The organism is Amycolatopsis keratiniphila (assembly GCF_000400635.2).
Classification (GTDB): domain Bacteria; phylum Actinomycetota; class Actinomycetes; order Mycobacteriales; family Pseudonocardiaceae; genus Amycolatopsis; species Amycolatopsis keratiniphila.
In genome coordinates, this window is sequence record NC_021252.1 from 2,424,181 (window position 1) to 2,440,762 (window position 16,582).

General features: G+C 70.6%; 18 protein-coding genes and 1 pseudogene. 12 read left to right on the top strand and 7 right to left on the bottom strand.

What is annotated here, in order from left to right:
- Positions 1 to 19 precede the first annotated feature (19 nt).
- Complete coding sequence (locus AORI_RS52305) at positions 20 to 547, top strand: ABATE domain-containing protein (RefSeq protein ID WP_016332643.1); 528 nt, start codon at positions 20 to 22, stop codon at positions 545 to 547.
- 73 nt (positions 548 to 620) lie between these two features.
- On the opposite strand, the gene AORI_RS52310 is transcribed toward AORI_RS52305, so the two are convergent.
- Complete coding sequence (locus AORI_RS52310) at positions 621 to 1,148, bottom strand: amino-acid N-acetyltransferase (protein WP_016332644.1); 528 nt, start codon at positions 1,146 to 1,148, stop codon at positions 621 to 623.
- Between the two features lie 88 nt (positions 1,149 to 1,236).
- Between AORI_RS52310 and rimO the strand changes: the two genes are divergently transcribed.
- The 4 genes from rimO to AORI_RS52330 all read left to right on the top strand — a co-directional run bounded on the left by rimO (position 1,237) and on the right by AORI_RS52330 (position 4,332).
- The gene (gene rimO, locus AORI_RS52315) at positions 1,237 to 2,685 is read left to right on the top strand and encodes a 30S ribosomal protein S12 methylthiotransferase RimO (RefSeq protein WP_043847992.1); all 1,449 of its coding nucleotides are present in this window, start codon (positions 1,237 to 1,239) and stop codon (positions 2,683 to 2,685) included.
- The gene (gene pgsA, locus AORI_RS52320; RefSeq protein ID WP_016332646.1) at positions 2,682 to 3,323 is read left to right on the top strand and encodes a CDP-diacylglycerol--glycerol-3-phosphate 3-phosphatidyltransferase; all 642 of its coding nucleotides are present in this window, start codon (positions 2,682 to 2,684) and stop codon (positions 3,321 to 3,323) included. Before rimO ends, pgsA begins: the two co-directional genes overlap by 4 nt.
- Positions 3,320 to 3,781, top strand: coding sequence for a CinA family protein (locus AORI_RS52325; protein ID WP_043847993.1), 462 nt, complete (start codon positions 3,320 to 3,322; stop codon positions 3,779 to 3,781). The genes pgsA and AORI_RS52325 overlap by 4 nt, the downstream gene beginning before the upstream one ends.
- A gap of 101 nt (positions 3,782 to 3,882) precedes the next feature.
- The gene (locus tag AORI_RS52330; RefSeq protein WP_043847994.1) at positions 3,883 to 4,332 is read left to right on the top strand and encodes a helix-turn-helix domain-containing protein; all 450 of its coding nucleotides are present in this window, start codon (positions 3,883 to 3,885) and stop codon (positions 4,330 to 4,332) included.
- Positions 4,333 to 4,388: 56 nt separating this feature from the next.
- On the opposite strand, the gene AORI_RS52335 is transcribed toward AORI_RS52330, so the two are convergent.
- Positions 4,389 to 4,667 carry a carboxymuconolactone decarboxylase family protein gene (locus AORI_RS52335; RefSeq protein ID WP_046199770.1) on the bottom strand — a complete coding sequence of 93 codons (279 nt, stop codon included), beginning with the start codon at positions 4,665 to 4,667 and terminating at the stop codon, positions 4,389 to 4,391.
- Here AORI_RS52335 and AORI_RS83275 point away from each other — a divergent pair.
- The 4 genes and pseudogenes from AORI_RS83275 to AORI_RS52350 all read left to right on the top strand — a co-directional run.
- Positions 4,603 to 4,737, top strand: a pseudogene (locus tag AORI_RS83275) (RNA polymerase subunit sigma-24); the annotation flags it as partial. The gene AORI_RS52335 and the pseudogene AORI_RS83275 sit on opposite strands and share 65 nt — an antisense overlap.
- 194 nt (positions 4,738 to 4,931) lie before the next feature.
- Complete coding sequence (locus AORI_RS52340) at positions 4,932 to 5,774, top strand: PspA/IM30 family protein (protein WP_007029352.1); 843 nt, start codon at positions 4,932 to 4,934, stop codon at positions 5,772 to 5,774.
- Positions 5,775 to 5,847: 73 nt separating this feature from the next.
- A complete protein-coding gene (pspM, locus tag AORI_RS52345; RefSeq protein WP_016332651.1) occupies positions 5,848 to 6,822 on the top strand; it encodes a phage shock envelope stress response protein PspM in 975 nt (324 codons plus the stop codon).
- A gap of 396 nt (positions 6,823 to 7,218) precedes the next feature.
- Complete coding sequence (locus tag AORI_RS52350; protein ID WP_016332652.1) at positions 7,219 to 8,853, top strand: amidase family protein; 1,635 nt, start codon at positions 7,219 to 7,221, stop codon at positions 8,851 to 8,853.
- Here the strand turns inward: AORI_RS52350 and AORI_RS52355 are convergent.
- From AORI_RS52355 to AORI_RS52375, 5 genes are all read right to left on the bottom strand, one after another.
- The gene (locus tag AORI_RS52355; protein ID WP_016332653.1) at positions 8,813 to 9,862 is read right to left on the bottom strand and encodes a quinone-dependent dihydroorotate dehydrogenase; all 1,050 of its coding nucleotides are present in this window, start codon (positions 9,860 to 9,862) and stop codon (positions 8,813 to 8,815) included. The genes AORI_RS52350 and AORI_RS52355 overlap by 41 nt on opposite strands.
- Before the next feature lie 23 nt (positions 9,863 to 9,885).
- Complete coding sequence (locus AORI_RS52360; RefSeq protein WP_016332654.1) at positions 9,886 to 10,446, bottom strand: GNAT family N-acetyltransferase; 561 nt, start codon at positions 10,444 to 10,446, stop codon at positions 9,886 to 9,888.
- A 361-nt stretch (positions 10,447 to 10,807) separates the two neighbouring features.
- Entirely contained in the window at positions 10,808 to 11,857 is a 1,050-nt protein-coding gene (gene add, locus AORI_RS52365) for an adenosine deaminase (protein ID WP_016332655.1), read from the bottom strand.
- 124 nt (positions 11,858 to 11,981) lie between these two features.
- Entirely contained in the window at positions 11,982 to 12,785 is an 804-nt protein-coding gene (locus AORI_RS52370; RefSeq protein ID WP_016332656.1) for a DNA-formamidopyrimidine glycosylase family protein, read from the bottom strand.
- A 6-nt stretch (positions 12,786 to 12,791) separates the two neighbouring features.
- Positions 12,792 to 13,658: a ParA family protein gene (locus tag AORI_RS52375; protein ID WP_007029346.1), complete on the bottom strand. Its 867-nt coding sequence runs from the start codon at positions 13,656 to 13,658 to the stop codon at positions 12,792 to 12,794.
- 109 nt (positions 13,659 to 13,767) lie between these two features.
- On the opposite strand from AORI_RS52375, the gene AORI_RS52380 reads away from it, so the two are divergent.
- The 3 genes from AORI_RS52380 to AORI_RS52390 all read left to right on the top strand — a co-directional run bounded on the left by AORI_RS52380 (position 13,768) and on the right by AORI_RS52390 (position 16,483).
- Positions 13,768 to 14,502 (top strand): methyltransferase domain-containing protein, encoded by a 735-nt coding sequence (locus AORI_RS52380; RefSeq protein ID WP_016332657.1) that lies wholly within the window; start codon positions 13,768 to 13,770, stop codon positions 14,500 to 14,502.
- A gap of 149 nt (positions 14,503 to 14,651) precedes the next feature.
- The gene (gene dinB / locus AORI_RS52385; protein ID WP_016332658.1) at positions 14,652 to 15,869 is read left to right on the top strand and encodes a DNA polymerase IV; all 1,218 of its coding nucleotides are present in this window, start codon (positions 14,652 to 14,654) and stop codon (positions 15,867 to 15,869) included.
- Between the two features lie 197 nt (positions 15,870 to 16,066).
- The gene (locus AORI_RS52390; protein ID WP_016332659.1) at positions 16,067 to 16,483 is read left to right on the top strand and encodes a DUF3040 domain-containing protein; all 417 of its coding nucleotides are present in this window, start codon (positions 16,067 to 16,069) and stop codon (positions 16,481 to 16,483) included.
- Positions 16,484 to 16,582: the final 99 nt, after the last annotated feature.

Here is a 16,582-nt window from a genome sequence, read left to right on the forward strand (position 1 = left end):
TACCTGATAGTGTCAAGGCATGCTCGATCTCGACTCGCTTCCCGGTGACGATCTCGCGGTGAACCTCGCCGACACGGTCATGCTGGCCGTCTCGCCGTCGATCGACCTGCTCGACGACGGGCACGCGAAGTTCTGGGCGACTCAAGCCTTGCCCGAAGGTGCCCGGGCGCCTTCGGCCGAGCAGACGAGGCGGCTGCGTTCGGCGGTGCGTGAGCTGCTGGAGGCGGTCGTGGCGAAGCGGGAGCCCGAGGCGTGGGCGGCGGAGCGGGTGAACGCGGCCGCGGCCGCCGTCCCCACCAGCCCGCGGCTGATCGACGGGCGAGCGGAGACGTGCTGGCACGGCGGGGACGGCGGGGAGATCGCGCTCGCCGCGGTCGCGGTCGCGGCGATCGACCTCGTGTCCGGGCCGCGCGCGGCTCGGCTGCGGCGATGCGGTGCGCACGACTGTTCGATGCTGTTCGTGGCGGCCAACAGCCGCCGGGTGTGGTGCACGCCGTCGCTGTGCGGCAACCGCGTCCGGGTCGCGCGCCACGCCGCGAAGGGCTGAAAGCGTCCTTCACCGCATGCGATGCGGGGAAAGCGCCCTTCACCGCGTCTGACGCGGGGAAAGTCCCCTTCGGCTAAAGCTCCAGCAGCATCCGGCTGTTGCCCAAGGTGTTCGGCTTCACGTACGGCAGGTCCAGGAACTCCGCGACACCCGGGTCGGCCGAGCGCCGCATCTCCTCGTAGACCTCCTGGGTCACCGGAGTGCCGTCGATCTCGACGAACCCGTGCCCGGCGAAGAAATGGGTCTCGAAGGTCAGCACGAACAGCCGCTTCAGCCCGATCTCGCGCGCGAAGTCGATCAGCTGCCCCACCAGCGCGTGCCCGATGCCACGGCCCCGGGAGTCCTTGTCGACCGCGATGGTGCGCAGCTCGGCGATGTCCTCCCACAGCACGTGGAGCGCGCCGCAGCCGAGTACGTCGTCGCCGTCCTCGACCACCCAGAACTCCTGGACGCTCTCGTAGAGGGTGACGAGTTCCTTCTCCAGCAGCACCGTCCCGGCGTCGGAGTCGACCAGCGCCTTGATCTTGCGGACGTCCGCGATCCGCGCCCGGCGGACGGTGGGGCGGCGGTGCGGGAGAGGGTCTGAGGGCACGTCCACCATTAAGCCATCCCCGGCGCCCGGCCCGGTCGAGGGCTCGCCCGAGCGAGCGATCGCCGACCCCGCGAACAGGCCAGCTACCCTAAGGCACGTGCCTTCTCCCACCACTGATCCTGTCGCCACCCGTCGCGTTTCCTTGTTGACCCTCGGTTGCGCCCGCAACGAGGTCGATTCCGAGGAACTCGCCGGACGGCTGGCGGCGGGCGGCTGGGAGCTCGCCGCCGAGCCCGAGGACTCCGACGTCGTGGTCGTCAACACCTGCGGCTTCGTCGAGTCCGCGAAGAAGGACTCCGTCGACACGCTGCTCGCGGCCTCCGACACCGGCAAGAAGGTCGTCGCCGTCGGCTGCATGGCCGAGCGCTACGGCAACGAGCTGGCCGAGAGCCTGCCCGAGGCCGACGCGGTCCTGGGCTTCGATCACTACGCCGACCTCGCGGAGCGTCTCGACGACGTCGTGGCCGGCCGCAAGGTCGAGTCGCACACGCCCTCCGACCGCCGCAAGCTGCTGCCGATCAGCCCGGTCCAGCGCCCGACCGCCGCCGAGTCGGTCGAGGTGCCGGGGCACGCGCAGCACGGCTGGGGCCCGCGCGTGCTGCGGACGCGGCTCGACACCTCCCCGGTGGCCGCGCTGAAGATCGCCTCCGGCTGCGACCGCCGCTGCTCGTTCTGCGCGATCCCGTCCTTCCGCGGTTCCTTCGTGTCGCGGCAGCCGGACGAGATCGTCGCCGAGGCGATGTGGCTCGCGGAGAACGGGGTCAAGGAGGTCTTCCTCGTCTCGGAGAACTCCACCTCCTACGGCAAGGACTTCGGCCGCGACGGCGCCCGCGCGCTCGAGCTGCTGGTACCGCGCCTGGCCGCGGTGCCCGGCATCGAACGCGTCCGCGTCTCGTACCTGCAGCCCGCCGAGACGCGCCCCGGCCTGGTCAAGGCCATCGCGACCACCCCGGGCGTCGCCGACTACTTCGACCTGTCCTTCCAGCACTCCAGCGAGACCGTGCTGCGCCGCATGCGCCGCTTCGGCTCCACGGACTCCTTCCTCGCCCTGTGCGACCAGATCCGGGAGCTCTCGCCCAACGCCGGCATCCGCACCAACGTCATCGTCGGGTTCCCCGGCGAGACCGAGGAGGACCTCGCCGAGCTGGAGCGCTTCCTCACCGGCGCGCGGCTCGACGCGGTCGGCGTCTTCGGGTACTCCGACGAGGACGGCACCGAGGCCGAGACCTTCGACGGTAAACTCGACGAGTCCGTGGTCGCCGAGCGGGTCGCGCGGATCTCCGCGCTGGTCGAGGAGCTGACCTCGCAGCGGGCCGAAGACCGGATCGGTGACTTCGTCGACGTCCTGATCGAGCAGGCGGAGGACGGCGAGGACCCGATCGGCCGCGCCGCGCACCAGGCCCCCGAGGTCGACGGCGAATGCGTCCTCATCGAGACCGAAGACCTGCCCAAGCTCGCGGTGGGCGACTTCGTCCGCTGCGAGGTCGTCGATTCCGAGGGTGTCGACTTGATCGTGCGGCCCGCGCCGCCCGAGGCCGACCGGTGAATGCCGCCCCGAGCGACGCCGGGGCCGGTGAGGGGACGGGCGGTGAGTCCGCCCGGGTACCCGAGGCCACCCCGGTCCCGACCCTGAACCTGGCGAACCTGCTGACGATGTCGCGGCTGGTGCTGGTGCCGTTGTTCGTGATGGCGCTGTTCGCCGGGGACGGGGAGGACACGTTCTGGCGGGCGATCGCCACCGCGCTGTTCGCGATCGCGTCGTTCACCGACCAGGTCGACGGCTGGGTCGCGCGCAAGTACGGGCTGATCACCGACTTCGGCAAGATCGCCGACCCGATCGCGGACAAGGCGCTGATCGGCGCCGCGCTGATCGGGCTGAGCGTGCTCGGCGAACTGGGCTGGTGGGTCACCATCGTCATCGCGGTCCGCGAGATCGGCGTGACGCTGCTGCGGTTCTGGGTGATCCGGCACGGCGTCATCCCGGCCAGCCGGGGCGGCAAGGCGAAGACGCTCGCGCAGATCGCGGCCATCACCGCGTACCTGCTGCCCCTGCCCGCGTCGGCCGAGCCGGTGCGCTGGGTGCTGATGGGGCTCGCGCTCGTGCTGACCGTCGTGACCGGGCTCGACTACGTCGTGCGCGCGGTCCGGCTGCGCGCGGCCGGAAGGCGTGCCGCGGGCGCATGAGATCTGAGACCTTGATCACTCACCTGATCGAGCGGGGAGAGACGGTGGCGACGGCCGAGTCGCTGACCGCCGGTCTGGTCTGCGCGACGCTGACCGAGGTCCCCGGATCGAGTGCCGTCGTGCGAGGCGGGCTGGTGGTCTACGCCACCGACCTCAAGGCGAAGCTGGCCGGGGTCGACGAGGATCTCCTCGCCGCGCAGGGGGCCGTGCATCCCGAGGTCGCGGCGCAGTTGGCCGCCGGCGCGAGGGATCGGTGCGGCGCCACGTGGGGCCTCGGGCTGACCGGCGTCGCGGGCCCGGACGGACAGGACGGCGTCGCGCCCGGCGTCGTCCACATCGGCCTCGCCGGGCCGGACACGCTCACCGTCCGTACGCTGGGCTTGAGCGGTGATCGAGCCTCGGTCAGGACCGGTGCCGTCTCCGGCGCGTTCGCCCTGCTGGGGGAACATCTCGCATGATCGCCGCGTTCGCCCTTGGCGTATTGCCGTGTCAACACCTGCGCCCAGGGCACCGCACTGGGTAACGTAGGGGGTAGTCAGTCCTGGAAGGGAGGCGCGTGATGACCGTGCTGTTGCGCGAGGCGATCGGCGACCGGCTCCGACACGCCCGCACGAACCAGCGTCGAACGCTGCGGGACATCTCCCGCGCCGCCAGGGTGAGCCTCGGTTACCTGTCCGAGGTCGAGCGCGGGCAGAAGGAGGCGTCCAGCGAGCTGCTGGCGTCCATTTGCGAGGCCCTGGACCTTCCGCTGGGCGAACTCCTGCACAAGGTCGCGGCGGACGTCTCGGCGATGGACAACGTCGAGGTCGCCCCGGTGGACGAGAAGGTCGAAGCGGGCAAGAGGCGCGCTCCGGAGCGGGAAAGCGCCGAAGCGGGCGAGCTCGAAGGCGGCCGTCTGGTGTCCGAGCTGATCGGCAACGATCTGGCCGACCTGCGGATCTCGCCGCCGCCGCGGATGAGTCCCACGCTGCGGACGACGATCTCCGCCCCGAAGATGGTCGCCGCCTAGCAAAGGTCGTGAACGCCGGAGAGGCCCCAGGCAGTCCGCCTGGGGCCTCTTCGGCGTCAGTTCGCGTCGAACGTGCCCGCCTGGTAGGAGCCGCCCTTGGTGTGCGTGATCACGAGCAGCCGGTTGGCGGCGTTGATCATCGCGACCAGGTAGACCAAGGCGGCGACCAGGTTGACCCGGACCGCGGGTTCCCCGGCGGCCGCCAGGTCCTTGGCGTGGGCGTCGACGCAGAAACCGCAGCCGTTGAGCTGGCTGGCCCGCAGCGACACCATCCTCCGGCTCGGCGGGGAGGTCGACACGGTCGTCGCGCTGCGGATCGAGGACGGACTCGTCACCGGGCTCTACGCGGTGCGCAACCCCGGGAAGTTGTCACGCATGCACGAGGAGACCGCGCTGCGCCGCTGACGGAGGGTGAACCCGAAACGTCGTGGACATCACAGTCAGGGGGATCCCTGAATTCCGTCGGGGTCGCCTGGAACGCGGGACGCCGACCTGACACGATGGAACTCAACGCCGGGGTCGGGACGTTGCAACATCACAGAGGGGACGCCCCACCTCGAGGTAACAGCCCGTGGGATGCGAGAAGGCAGGCGGAGGAGATGGCCAACCCGTTCGTGAAGTTCTGGAAGTACATGATGGCGGCGTTCTCGTCGAAGATCGACGAGCACGCCGACCCGAAGGTACAGATCCAGCAGGCCATCGAGGAGGCGCAGCGCAACCACCAGGCGCTGACCCAGCAGGCCGCCTCGGTGATCGGTAACCAGCGCCAGCTGGAGATGAAGCTGAACCGCCAGCTCGGCGACGTGGAGAAGCTGCAGGCTTCGACCCGCCAGGCGCTGGTGCTCGCCGACGAGGCGCGTGCCAAGGGCGACGAGCAGAAGGCGACCGAGTTCGAGAACGCGGCGGAGAGCTTCGCCGCGCAGCTCGTCACCGCCGAGCAGAGCATCGAGGACCTCAAGACCCTGCACGACCAGTCGCTCCAGGCGGCGGAGCAGGCGAAGAAGGCCGTCGAGCGCAACGCGACCATGCTGCAGCAGAAGCTGGCCGAGCGCACCAAGCTGCTCTCGCAGCTGGAGCAGGCGAAGATGCAGGAGCAGGTCTCCGCTTCGCTGAACCAGATGAGCCAGCTGGCCGCGCCGGGCAACACCCCGTCGCTGGAAGACGTTCGCGACAAGATCGAGAAGCGCTACACCACCGCGCTCGGCTCGGCCGAACTCGCACAGAACTCCGTCCAGGGCCGGATGATGGAGGTCCAGGCCTCCACGACGCAGCTCGCGGGGCACTCGCGGCTCGAGCAGATCCGCGCGTCCATGAAGGGTGACTCCGTCGCTCAGGTGACCGACGGCAAGACAGCCGCCGCGCCGAAGGCGTCGAGCTCCGCGGACATCCAGCGTGAGATCCAGGCACGGGTTCAGGCCGAACAGGGCAAGAACCCCGCCTGACACACCACCGGGAGCCGGTCCCGCACCCCGCGCGGGTGCGGGACCGGTCTCACCAGAAGACAGGGGAGAGGGCATGGGGCAGGGCAGGCGCAAGGACTTCGGGGAGTTCACCGCCAAGCTTGAGAAGCACATCGAGAAGCTGCCCGACTACGCCCAGCGCGCGCAGGAGAAGCTGCAGCGCTACATCCCGCCCTCCGAGCAGGGTTCCTCGCGGCCCGCTCAGCCGGCGCCGCCGCGGCCCCGCCCGCAGATGCCCGCCATGCCGAAGATCTCGCAGCAGCTGACGTCGATGGCCGCGGGCCAGATCCCGGTCGTGGCCGACGCGAAGGCCAAATGGGCGCGCTGGAACGAACCCGCCGCCAAACTGGAGCGACGCAAACGCCGGGCCTCGCGGGCTCTGACGTTCTGGATCCTCCTCACCTTCCTTTGTGGACTGTTCGCCGTCGTCGCGGGCACCGGCCTGTTGAAGGACGGTCAGGCCGACGTCCTCCAGGCCATCGCGGGCGGCGCCTTCGCCGTCATCTTCGGGACTTTCGGGGTGAAGTCGGGGCTGCGGCTGCGGACGCTCAACCGCACCGTGCTGCCCGCCGCCCCCGCCGCTCCGCCGCCGCTGCCTCCGGCACGGTCGGTCGCGCGGGAACCGATGGAGCGCCTCGCCGAGAGCGAGGCTTCGCTGGCGGAGCTGCTTCGCCAGCTTTCGCAGCCGACGTCGCTCGGCACCATGCCGGTCTCGGAGATCGCGGTCGCGGACGCCCGCACCACCGCCGCCGAGGCGGCGCAGGCCCTGCGCGGGCTGGCCGGCCGGATCCAGGCCATCGAACGCGGCCGCGACGCCGCGCCCGAGCGGGAACGCGGCGCCCTCGACGCCGCCATCAAGCAACTGCGCGAGCAGCTCGAAGACGGCCTCGACGGCTACGGCGGTCTCGTCGCGGCCGCCGGGCACACCGTCGCGGCGAGCTCGGACGGCATGACGTCGTCCAAGGAGTCCCTGTCCGACGCCACCGACAAGCTCGCCGGCCTCGCGATGGCCCTGCGCGAACTCTCCTGAACCCGGAACTCGCGTGATTGAAGGCGTAACTCGCGTGATTGGAGGCGCATCATGGAGTTTCGCCTCCAATCACGCGAGTTCGGCCTTCAATCACGCGAGTCACGCCCAGCCGCACGGCGCCTGAGCAGGCGCTTTCCTGGACCATCGTCTCATTCGTCGTCGCTAATACTCCATTGCGTAACGACATGCTCACTGTGTGGTACCGAAACGCTCGCGTGACCCGAATCCGCTGGTGACGGCGACCCGCGATGCTTAACGTTTCTTACATGCACGCAGTGCTCATCCCAGCCCGGGCCTGAACCCAGCCCGCGTGAGCGGGCGTCCCAGGGTGGCGGACCGGACACAGTGGATCTCGCGCAGTGGTCTTTCTCGTCCCCACCGAGGAAAGGACGCCCAGTGACGACGCTCCCCCCGGAACCAGAGCCGACCCCCGTCCCGCCTCCCAGCTCGTACCAGCGCGTCATAGCCGCCTACGACCGGATAGCCGAAGTCGACCGCCCCGACGTCTGGATCACCCTCCGCCCGCTGGAAGACGCCCTCGTGGACGCGAAAGCCGTCGACGAGCGGCTGCGCGCGGGCGCGGACCTGCCGCTCGCGGGCACCTTGGTGGCGGTCGCGGACGTGATCGACGTCGCCGGTCTTCCCACGGCGGGGGAAGAGGTCCGCGCCACCGGCGCCACGTCCGTGTCCCGGCTGACCGCGGCCGGGGCGGTCGTGCTCGGCAAGACCAACTGCGACCGGTTCGGCGGCGACCTCGAGCACACCCGCAGCCCGTACGGCGCCGTGAGCGCGGCGCTGAACACCGCCCGGGTCTCCGGGAGCGCGAGCAGCGGTGCGGCCGTCGCCGTCGCGCTCGGCCTCGTCGATCTGGGCGTCGGCACGGACACGGCGGGCGCGGGCCGGATTCCCGCTTCGCTCAACGGGATCGTCGGGCTGAAGCCGACGCTGGGTCTCGTGCCCAAGACCGGTGCCGCGCCGTGCGGCGGGATCGCCCTGTTCGCCCGCAGCCTCACCCTGGGGCAACGCGCGCTGGGCCTGATGACCGGTCCCGACGGGATCGACCCGCTCGCCCGCGACTGGCCTCCGGACGTCCGGCTGTCGGCCGGCGACCGGCCCCGGGTGGCGATCCCGGGCTCGGACACGCTCACCGGCCTTTCGTTGCAATCCCGATCCGCTTTCCTCGGCGCGGTTTCGGCGCTGAGGGCGTCCGGCGCCCTCGTGGAGACCGTGGAGGTCTCGGCTCTGCTGAAGGTGGGCGAGCTGATCCACGACGACGGCTTCACCGCCGACAGGCACCGTGTCGCCGAAGCCGGGATGCTCGCGCTCCGGATGCTGTCCGAGTACGACGCCCTCGTGCTCCCGACCGTCGCGGACCATCCCGACGTCGCCGAGGCGCTGTCCGATCCGGACGGTGTCTCGAAGCGGCTGGAACGCTTCACGGCGTTCGTCAACCTGCTCGACCTCGCCGCCGTCACGGTTCCGGCGTCGCCGTCGGATCTCGGGCCGTACGGGGTTTCGGTGGTGGTGCGGCCGTTCGACGACCAGGTCGCCATCGACCTCGCCGCCGTGCTCACCGACGAACAGGCCGATTTCCCTTATCCCGCACCGGGTGCGGATCTCGTGGTGTTCGGCGCGCATTTGCGCGGGCAGCCGTTGAACGGCAGTCTGGTCCGCGCTGGTGCACGGTTCACCGGGCCGGTCCAGACCGGCGAGGGCTACCGGATGGTGCTGCTGCCCACCGATCCGCCCCAGCCGGGGGTGGTGCCGGTGAGCGCCACGGGCGAGCACACGATGCTTTCGGGTGAACGCTGGCGGCTCTCGCCCGCCGCTCTCGGTGCCTTCGCCGCCACGCTGCCCGCCCCGTTCGTCCTGGGCCGGATCCGGCTGGAGAACGGGGAAACGCCGCTGGCCGTCCTGTGCGACCAGGCCGCCGCGGCGACGGCGACGGAGCTGACGCGGTACCAGTGCTGGCGCGCCTACCTCAGGTTCGTCAGTACGGCCGGGCCGCGAGACCTCGGGCGACCCGCTTGACCAGACCGGGACCGTGCAGGGCGAACCCGGTGTAGAGCTGGACGAGACCGGCGCCGGCGTCGAGCATCCGGGCGGCGGCGCCGGCGTCGAAGATCCCGCCGACGCCGATGATCGGCAGCTTGCCGCCGGTTTCGCCGTGCACGAACCGCACCACCTCGACCGAGCGCGCGGTGAGCGGGCGGCCGGACAACCCGCCCGCTTGCTCGCCGATCGCGGCCTCGGGCGGGGCGATCCCTTCGCGCGACAGCGTCGTGTTGGTCGCGATCAGCCCGGCGACGCCGTGATCGAGGCAGACCTCCAGCAGTTCCGCGAGGGCTTCGTCGGTGAGGTCGGGGGCGACCTTCACCAGCACCGGCGTCGGTTTCGCGTCGCCGGCGAGCCCGGCCGAGGTCTTGCGCAGCTCGGCGAGCAGTTCGGCCAGCGCGGACTTGTCCTGCAGCGCGCGCAACCCCGGGGTGTTCGGGGAGCTGACGTTGATCGCGAAGTAGTCGGCGTACGGGTACAAGGCCCGCAGCGAGAACCGGTAGTCCTCGACGGCTTCGTCGAGCGGCGTCACCTTGGACTTGCCGATGCTGACGCCGAGCGGCACCGGCGGCTTCCCGGTCGCGGCGAGCCGGGCGGCGAGCGCTTCGGCGCCTTCGTTGTTGAAGCCCATTCGGTTGATCACCGCGTCGGTCTCGGCGAGGGTGAACAGCCGCGGTTTGTCGTTGCCCGGCTGCGGATACCGGGTGACCGTGCCGACCTCGACGAAGCCGAAGCCCAGCGCGGGCCAGGCGTGCAGCGCGCGGCCGTTCTTGTCCATCCCGGCGGCGAGGCCGACCCGGTTCGGGAAGCGCAGCCCGAGGAAGGTGACCGGATCGTCCGTCCGGTAGACGCGGCCGAGCGCGGCGAGCGCGGGGGAGACCCGGCTCAGCCTGGCGAGCGAACCGATGGTGCGTTCGTGCACGGTTTCGGGGTCGCTGCCGGAGACCCGGTAGAGAGCGGGGCGGACGATCTTGTCGAAGAGCACGGCCCCATCATGCCTGGTGAGCTCTAGGGCCTCGCCTTCCACTCGTCTTCGAGCATCGCGAAGACGAGTTCGTCACACCACTCGCCCTTCACGATCTCGTTCTGCCGCAGATGCGCCTCCTTCTTCATGCCGAGACGCTCCATCAGCGCGGCGGACGAGGTGTTGCGCCCGTCACAGCGGCCGATGATCCGGTGCAGGCCGAGGTCCTCGAACCCGAGCCGCAGGACTTCGACCGCGGCCTCCGCGGCGAAGCCCTTCCCGTGGTGATCGGGATGGAAGACGAACCCGATCTCGCCCTGGCGGTGCTCGCTGCTGAGGTACTCGAGGTTCAGGTCGCCGATCAGCTGACCGGTCTCGGTCAGTTCCGCGGCCACCGCGAGGAACTGGCCTTCCTTGGACAGGGTGCTGCTGTGCACGCGTTTGGCGAGCGCGGCGGCGGATTCGGCCCGGCTGCGCGGGCCCCAGTAGAGGTAGCGGGCGACGTCGGCGCGGGACTGGAACGAGTTGAGTTCGTCGAGATCCGCGGGGGTGAAGGCGCGGAGGGTCAGTCGCTGGGTGATGATCGGGAAATCGGGCCTCAGCATGGCGACAGGCTATCCAGTCTGCGGGGTTCCTGGGGGCGGGACTGCGGCGGACGGTCCTTCGGGGCGGCGGGTGGTCCGCCCGCCCCGGAAATAGGCGTACCCCCGAGGCGGCTCCCGGACGCCGGGAATCGGCGTCCGGGCCCGAGCCGGACCGGTGCTCGGGAACCTCGGGGGCCCGGTGACTGCCTGGTATTCGCTAGCAGGCATCACGCGAAGCAGAGACGACGAGCCGAAGGTGGCTCCAACTTGCGTTGTATCGCTGCTCTGAAGTCCTACGCGTGGGGTCCGCTAGCGGACAGCCACCTCACGAGTCCTGTTGGAATACAACTTTGGACCACCTCCTCTCTCGTGTACCGCCACGCTATGCGAGGAGTTCGGGGTCCTGCAACAAGATTTCGTCGATCTCCCGCAGCAGGACGGTCTTGTCCGCCGAGGGCAGAAAAGAGGCTTCCACGGCGTTCTTCGCGAACAGGGCGATTTCGGCCGCCGTGAGCCCGAGGGTTTCGGCCACCGCCACGTACTCGCCGTCGAGGGTGGCGCCGAACATCGGCGGATCGTCGGTGTTGAGCGTGACCGTCACGCCGTGGTCGAGCAGCCGCCGCACGGGATGCGCCGCGATCGAGGGGAACTGCCCGGTCCGCAGATTCGACGTGGGGCAGACCTCCAGCGGGATCCGTTGCACGGCAAGGTATTCCAGCAGTGCCGGATCGGTGTGCGCGCCGACGCCGTGCCCGATCCGCTCCGCGCCGAGATCGTGCACCGCCGACCAGACGGTGGCGGGTCCGGTGGTCTCGCCCGCGTGCGGGACGCTGTGCAGCCCCGCCTCCCTCGCCGTGGTGAAGAACGGGGCGAACTGCGCACGGCCGACACCGACCTCGGGGCCACCGAGACCGAAGGACACCAGCCCCTCGGGGCGTTCGCGCAGCGCGAACACGACCGTCTCACGGCCGGCGAAGACCCCTTTCTCGCCGGGAATGTCGAAGCACCAGGCCAGTTCCACGCCGTGGTCCGCCCGCGCGGCCGCCCGTCCGGTGGCGAGCCCGGTGAGGAGATCGTCGGCGGGCATGCCGTCGAGGACGTGGTTGTACGGCGTCACGGTCACTTCGGCGTAGCGGGCGTTCTGCGTGGCCAGGTCGGCCGCCAGCCCGGTGACGAGGGTGTGGATGTCGCGGGCGTCGCGCACGAGCGACGTCACCGCCAGGTAGTTGCGGAGGAAATGCGGGAAATCGCGGAAGGTGAAGAACTCGGCGAGCGCCGCGGGTTCGGTGGGCACGCCCGCGGACGGGCGGCGGCGGGCCAGCTCCAGCACCGTGGGCAGGCTCGCCGAGCCGACGAGGTGGACGTGCAGTTCGACCTTGGGCAGGGCGTGCACGAACGCGCGCAGCGCCTCGCCCGTGAGGATTCCGGGCATGACAAAGCTCCCTGGGAGAAGTGAAGGGTGACGTGCGGAGGGAGCGGGCGGCTCAGGGAGCGAGGTCGCCGCGTTCGGTGTCGGCCCCGTAGAGCGGGAGCTTGAACAGCGTCACGGGGCCAGCTTAGCCGCCGGGAGCGGGCCCGGACTGGCATTTCGGGCAGAACCAGGTCGGCCTCGCTTGGTACCCGTCGCCCTGGGGCGCGACCTTCAGCCGCCCGCCGCACCGGAAGCAGCCCTGTTTGGTCCGTTCGTAGACCCAGTGCTCGCGGCCGCGCCGCAGATCGCCGGTGGTGGTCTGCGAGGTGCGCCACGCGTTGCTCTTCAGCAGTTTGCGGCCGAGCGCGACCGCTTTCGCCGTGTCCACTTCGGACACCGGTATCCACGGCGTGACACCGAGCAGGAAGCACATCTCGACCTTGTACATGTTCCCGATCCCGGCCATGATCCGCTGATCCAGCAGGGCGTCGCCCAGTTCGCGATCCGGATCCGCGGCCAGCGCGGCCGCCGCCCGCGCCGCCAGCTCGTCCGTCCACTGTGGATCGAGCAGATCCGGGCCGAGATGGCCGACCAGGCGGTCTTCCTCGTCCGTGGGCACGAGTTCGAGGTCGTGCACGCGGAAGCCGATCGCCTGCAGATCCCCGGTGGCCAGGATGACCCGCGCGTGATGCGCCGGATGCCGCCAGCGCGCGCCCGCCCGGTAGACGTCCCACTTACCGTCCATCCGCAGATGGCTGTGCAGGGTCAGATCGCCGGAGAGACGGGTCAGCAGGTGTTTGCCGACCGTGCCGACGCCGAGCACGTCACGTCCGGTGAGATCCGTCGTGGCCAGCTGTGGGACCCGGAACTCGCCGCGCAGCAAGGTCTTGCCCGCCAACGCCTTGTCGAGGACCTTGCCGGCGAGGAAGACGGTGTCGCCTTCGGGCATCGGCGCCTATCCCGTGCCGGTGTCGCTCAGCTTGGCGGGTGCCTCGGTGGTCTCGGGCTCTTCCTCGCCGCGGACGCGATGCCGCCCGGCCCGGCTCGACCGCAGGACCTTCGCGAGCACCATGTTGAAGGTGAGCGCGATCTCCTGCGCGCCGGGGGAGTGCCACTCGTGGATCGGGCTGCACGCGCCCTGCGCCTGCTGCACGGCGAGCCGGTCCGGGATGGCCGTCGGCATCACCAGCGGGCCGAAGTTCTCCCGCAGCTCGGCCACGCGGAACTGGTGCTCGTAGGAGCGCACGCGGAGCTTGTTGACCACGACACCGATCGGCCGCAGCCCCGGGTTCTGCTCCTCGCGGATCTTCTCGATCGCGTCGAGCGCGCGGCGGGCGCCGGAGACGGCGTACATCGTCGGCTCGGTGACGATCAGGGCGCTGTCCGCGGCCACCAGCGCGGAGCGGGTCAGCCTGCCCAGCGACGGCGGGCAGTCGAGGATCACCAGTTCGTAGGGTTCCTCGCGCAGCGGGTTCGTGTGCAGCTCGTCGAGCGCCCGGGAGAGGTTCTCCAGGCGGCGGCTGTCGGCGTCGGGCTCGTTGAGCATCTCCAGCTCTTCGGCGCCGACGAGGACGTCGATCTGGTCGCTCCACACGCTGGGCGCGATCGCGCGTTCGAGCACCGAACGCACCGGCGTCTCGAGGACGTCGGCCAGCGTGCGATCGGTGAAGGGCGGGTCCAGCGAGGTGGTGGCGTTGCCTTGCGGGTCGAGGTCGGCCACGAGGGTCCGGGCGCCCCTACGCAGCGCGGCGGACGCGACACCGAGGGCGACCGTCGTTTTACCGACGCCACCCTTCAGGCTGAGAACAGCGACCGTGTGCACTCGATACAGCCTACGGGCAGTCGGCGGGGCAGCCCCGTGGCAAGGTGTCGAACACCGCATCGGACTACACCCGACGGGCCGGCGAAGGCGGGCATTACCCTGTGCGTTTATGAAGACGGACACCGTGGCCACGCGGGGATCGGGGGCGGTTCGCCGGGTTCTCGAAGCAGAACTCCGGGCCGCACGGGCGCGAGGCGCGCAACAGCCGCACGTCGTCGACGTCGGCGGCGGCAGCGGCGGCTGGGCGGTGCCGCTGGCCTCGGCGGGCTGCCTGGTGACCGTGGTCGAACCGAACCCCAACGCGCTGGCGACCCTGCGCCGCCGCGCCGAGGAGGAGGGCGTCTCCGGCAGCATCACGGTGATCGCCGACGACTCCGACGCGCTCGGAGCCCACGTCGCCGCCGGATCGGCCGACCTCGTCCTCGCGCACGGCCTGCTGGAAGTCGTCGACGACCCGGCGCTCGTGCTCGCCGCGCTGGCCGCCGCGGTCAAACCCGGCGGCGCGGTCTCGGTGCTGGTGGCGAACCGGAACGCCGCGATCCTGCAGCGCGCGCTGGCCGGACGCCTCGGCGAGGCGCGGGAGCTGCTCGCGGCCGAAAGCGGCGTGCTCGGCGGCGGCCGGGAGACCGTGCTGCGGCGTTTCGACGCCGAGGCCCTGCGCGCCCAGCTGATCGAGGTGGGCCTCGAGGTGACCTTGCTGCAGGGTGACGGCGTCGTCGCCGACTTCGTGCCCGGAGGGGTGCGGGAAGAGGACCTGGCCGAGTTCGAACTGGCGGCGGCGTCGGTCCCGCCGTTGCGGGACATCTCCAGCCGGCTGCACCTGCTGGCCCACCGGCCCGCCTGACGGCGCGGCGCGCCTTTCGGATGTCATGAAAGGGTCGTTCAGGACGAAAAATGTCCTGAACGACCCTTTCATGACACTCGGAGCGGAGAACTGTCGGTGGGCCGGGCTAGCGTCTGCCCGTGGGACGAAACGCCGAACTGCCCGGAGGGATGGCCCGCTACCGCGTGACGACCGGGGCCACCACCTGGCCCGACGACACCGGCTGCGGCCTGCTGCACGTCGACATGGACGCCTTCTTCGTGTCCTGTGAGCTGCGCACCCGCCCGGAGCTGGCGGGCAAGCCGGTGGTCGTCTCCGGTGGCGGCCCGAGGTCGGTCGTCGCGGCCGCGAGCTACGCGGCGCGCGAGTTCGGCGTCCGGTCGGCCATGCCGTTCTCGACGGCGAAACGGCTCTGCCCGCAGCTGATCTGCATCACCCCGACGCCGGGGCTCTACGGCGAGGTCTCCCAGGGCGTCATGGGGATCTTCCGCGAGCTGACGCCACTGGTGGAGCCGCTGAGCCTGGACGAGGCCTTCCTGGACGTCAGCGGGGCGCTCAAACGGCTGGACTCCTCGCCCGCGCGGCTCGGGGCCCGGATCCGGGAGCGGGTGTCCGCCGACTTCGGGATCAGCTGCTCGGTCGGCGTCGCGAAGGTCAAGTTCGTCGCGAAGCTGGCATCCGGGATGGCGAAACCGGACGGCATGGTCGTCGTCCCGGCGGCCGAGACGCTCGCGTTCCTGCACCCGCTGCCCGTCTCGGCGCTGTGGGGTGTCGGCAAGCGCACCGAGGAGCACCTGCGGCAGCAGGGGCTCCACACCGTCGCCGACGTCGCCGCCGCTCCACTGGCGAGGCTGAGGCGGTCGCTCGGGCGGGCGCTGGGGGAGCACCTGTACGCGCTCGCGAACGGGCACGACGACCGCAAGGTCGTCCCGGAGTCGCCGGACAAGTCGATCGGCGCCGAAGTGACCTTCGACGTCGACCTCCACGACCGCGCGGCGCTCGGGCTGGAGCTGCTCCGGCTGTCGGAGCGCGTCGCCGCCACCTTGCGCCGCCGGGGCCTTCGCGGGCGGACGGTGTCGATCAAGGTCCGGTTCGCGGACTTCAAGACCATCACCCGCGCGAGGACAACCGCCGTAGGAGTGGACGTGGCCCGCGACATCCACCGCACGGCCGTCGAGCTCCTCGCCGAGCACGCGCCCACGGGCGCAGTCCGCCTGATCGGCGTAAGGGTCGAGGGTTTGGGCACGGAGAGTAGTGGAGAACAACTGCTTTTCGCATCTTCCGAACCCCGTTGGCGGGATGCGGAAGTCGCCGCCGACGTCGCGCGGTCGAAGTTCGGTGCCGCCGCGGTGCGGCCCGCGTCACTGCTGACCCCCCGTGACCAGTGACATCGCCCGCTCGATCGTCTTCGAGAGAGCCGAGTCGGGTGGTTTCGGCCAATTCGATTCCTTCTGGATACGGGATCGGGTAGTCGGACGAGCGCGGGGCTCGTATCCTGGACAGAGACACCCCGCCTGGGGTTGTCTGTTGGGTCCATGACGTTGCGCGGCCCGGCGCCCGCGACAGCTGTGCCGGAGGAGGAAAGATGCCACTCTCCGAGCATGAGCAGCGGCTGCTCGATCAGATCGAGCGCGAGCTCTATGCCGAGGACCCCAAGTTCGCATCCACGGTGCGAGGCACCCGGTTGCGCCGCCCCGCCCGCCGACGGCGTTTGCAGGGCATCGCCCTGTTCGTAGTGGGCGTCGCACTGTTGGTGCTCGGCGTGGTGGTCAACATCCGGGTGGCCGAGATCCCAGTGATCAGCGTGCTCGGGTTCCTCGTGATGTTCTTCGGAGTCATGATGGCCGTCACATCGATTCGGCAAGGAGCCGAAGCGGAGGGCGGTAAGGACAGCGGTGGCCCGGGGGCCGGCGGGGGTGGCGGCGGCAAGTCGTCCACGCGCCGGAGCTCGTTCACCCAGCGCATGGAAGAGCGCTTCCGCCAGCGCTTCGAGGAGCAATAGCTCTCACACACGCGAACATGCCGGCAGGGCGACGCCCTGCCGGCATGTTCGCGTTGTCCTGCCCCGGCAGGCGCTGATCGGACGGCACGCGTGATCCGG

What these genes read in the sequence shown, in the direction of transcription:
- AORI_RS52305 (WP_016332643.1), top strand. Translation starts at nt 20, where the DNA reads ATGCTCGATCTCGACTCGCTTCCCGGTGACGATCTCGCGGTGAACCTC.
- AORI_RS52310 (WP_016332644.1), bottom strand. Translation starts at nt 1,148, where the DNA reads ATGGTGGACGTGCCCTCAGACCCTCTCCCGCACCGCCGCCCCACCGTC.
- AORI_RS52325 (WP_043847993.1), top strand. Translation starts at nt 3,320, where the DNA reads ATGAGATCTGAGACCTTGATCACTCACCTGATCGAGCGGGGAGAGACG.
- AORI_RS52330 (WP_043847994.1), top strand. Translation starts at nt 3,883, where the DNA reads ATGACCGTGCTGTTGCGCGAGGCGATCGGCGACCGGCTCCGACACGCC.
- AORI_RS52340 (WP_007029352.1), top strand. Translation starts at nt 4,932, where the DNA reads ATGGCCAACCCGTTCGTGAAGTTCTGGAAGTACATGATGGCGGCGTTC.
- pspM (WP_016332651.1), top strand. Translation starts at nt 5,848, where the DNA reads ATGGGGCAGGGCAGGCGCAAGGACTTCGGGGAGTTCACCGCCAAGCTT.
- AORI_RS52360 (WP_016332654.1), bottom strand. Translation starts at nt 10,446, where the DNA reads ATGCTGAGGCCCGATTTCCCGATCATCACCCAGCGACTGACCCTCCGC.
- add (WP_016332655.1), bottom strand. Translation starts at nt 11,857, where the DNA reads ATGCCCGGAATCCTCACGGGCGAGGCGCTGCGCGCGTTCGTGCACGCC.
- AORI_RS52370 (WP_016332656.1), bottom strand. Translation starts at nt 12,785, where the DNA reads ATGCCCGAAGGCGACACCGTCTTCCTCGCCGGCAAGGTCCTCGACAAG.
- AORI_RS52380 (WP_016332657.1), top strand. Translation starts at nt 13,768, where the DNA reads ATGAAGACGGACACCGTGGCCACGCGGGGATCGGGGGCGGTTCGCCGG.
- dinB (WP_016332658.1), top strand. Translation starts at nt 14,652, where the DNA reads ATGGCCCGCTACCGCGTGACGACCGGGGCCACCACCTGGCCCGACGAC.
- AORI_RS52390 (WP_016332659.1), top strand. Translation starts at nt 16,067, where the DNA reads ATGCCACTCTCCGAGCATGAGCAGCGGCTGCTCGATCAGATCGAGCGC.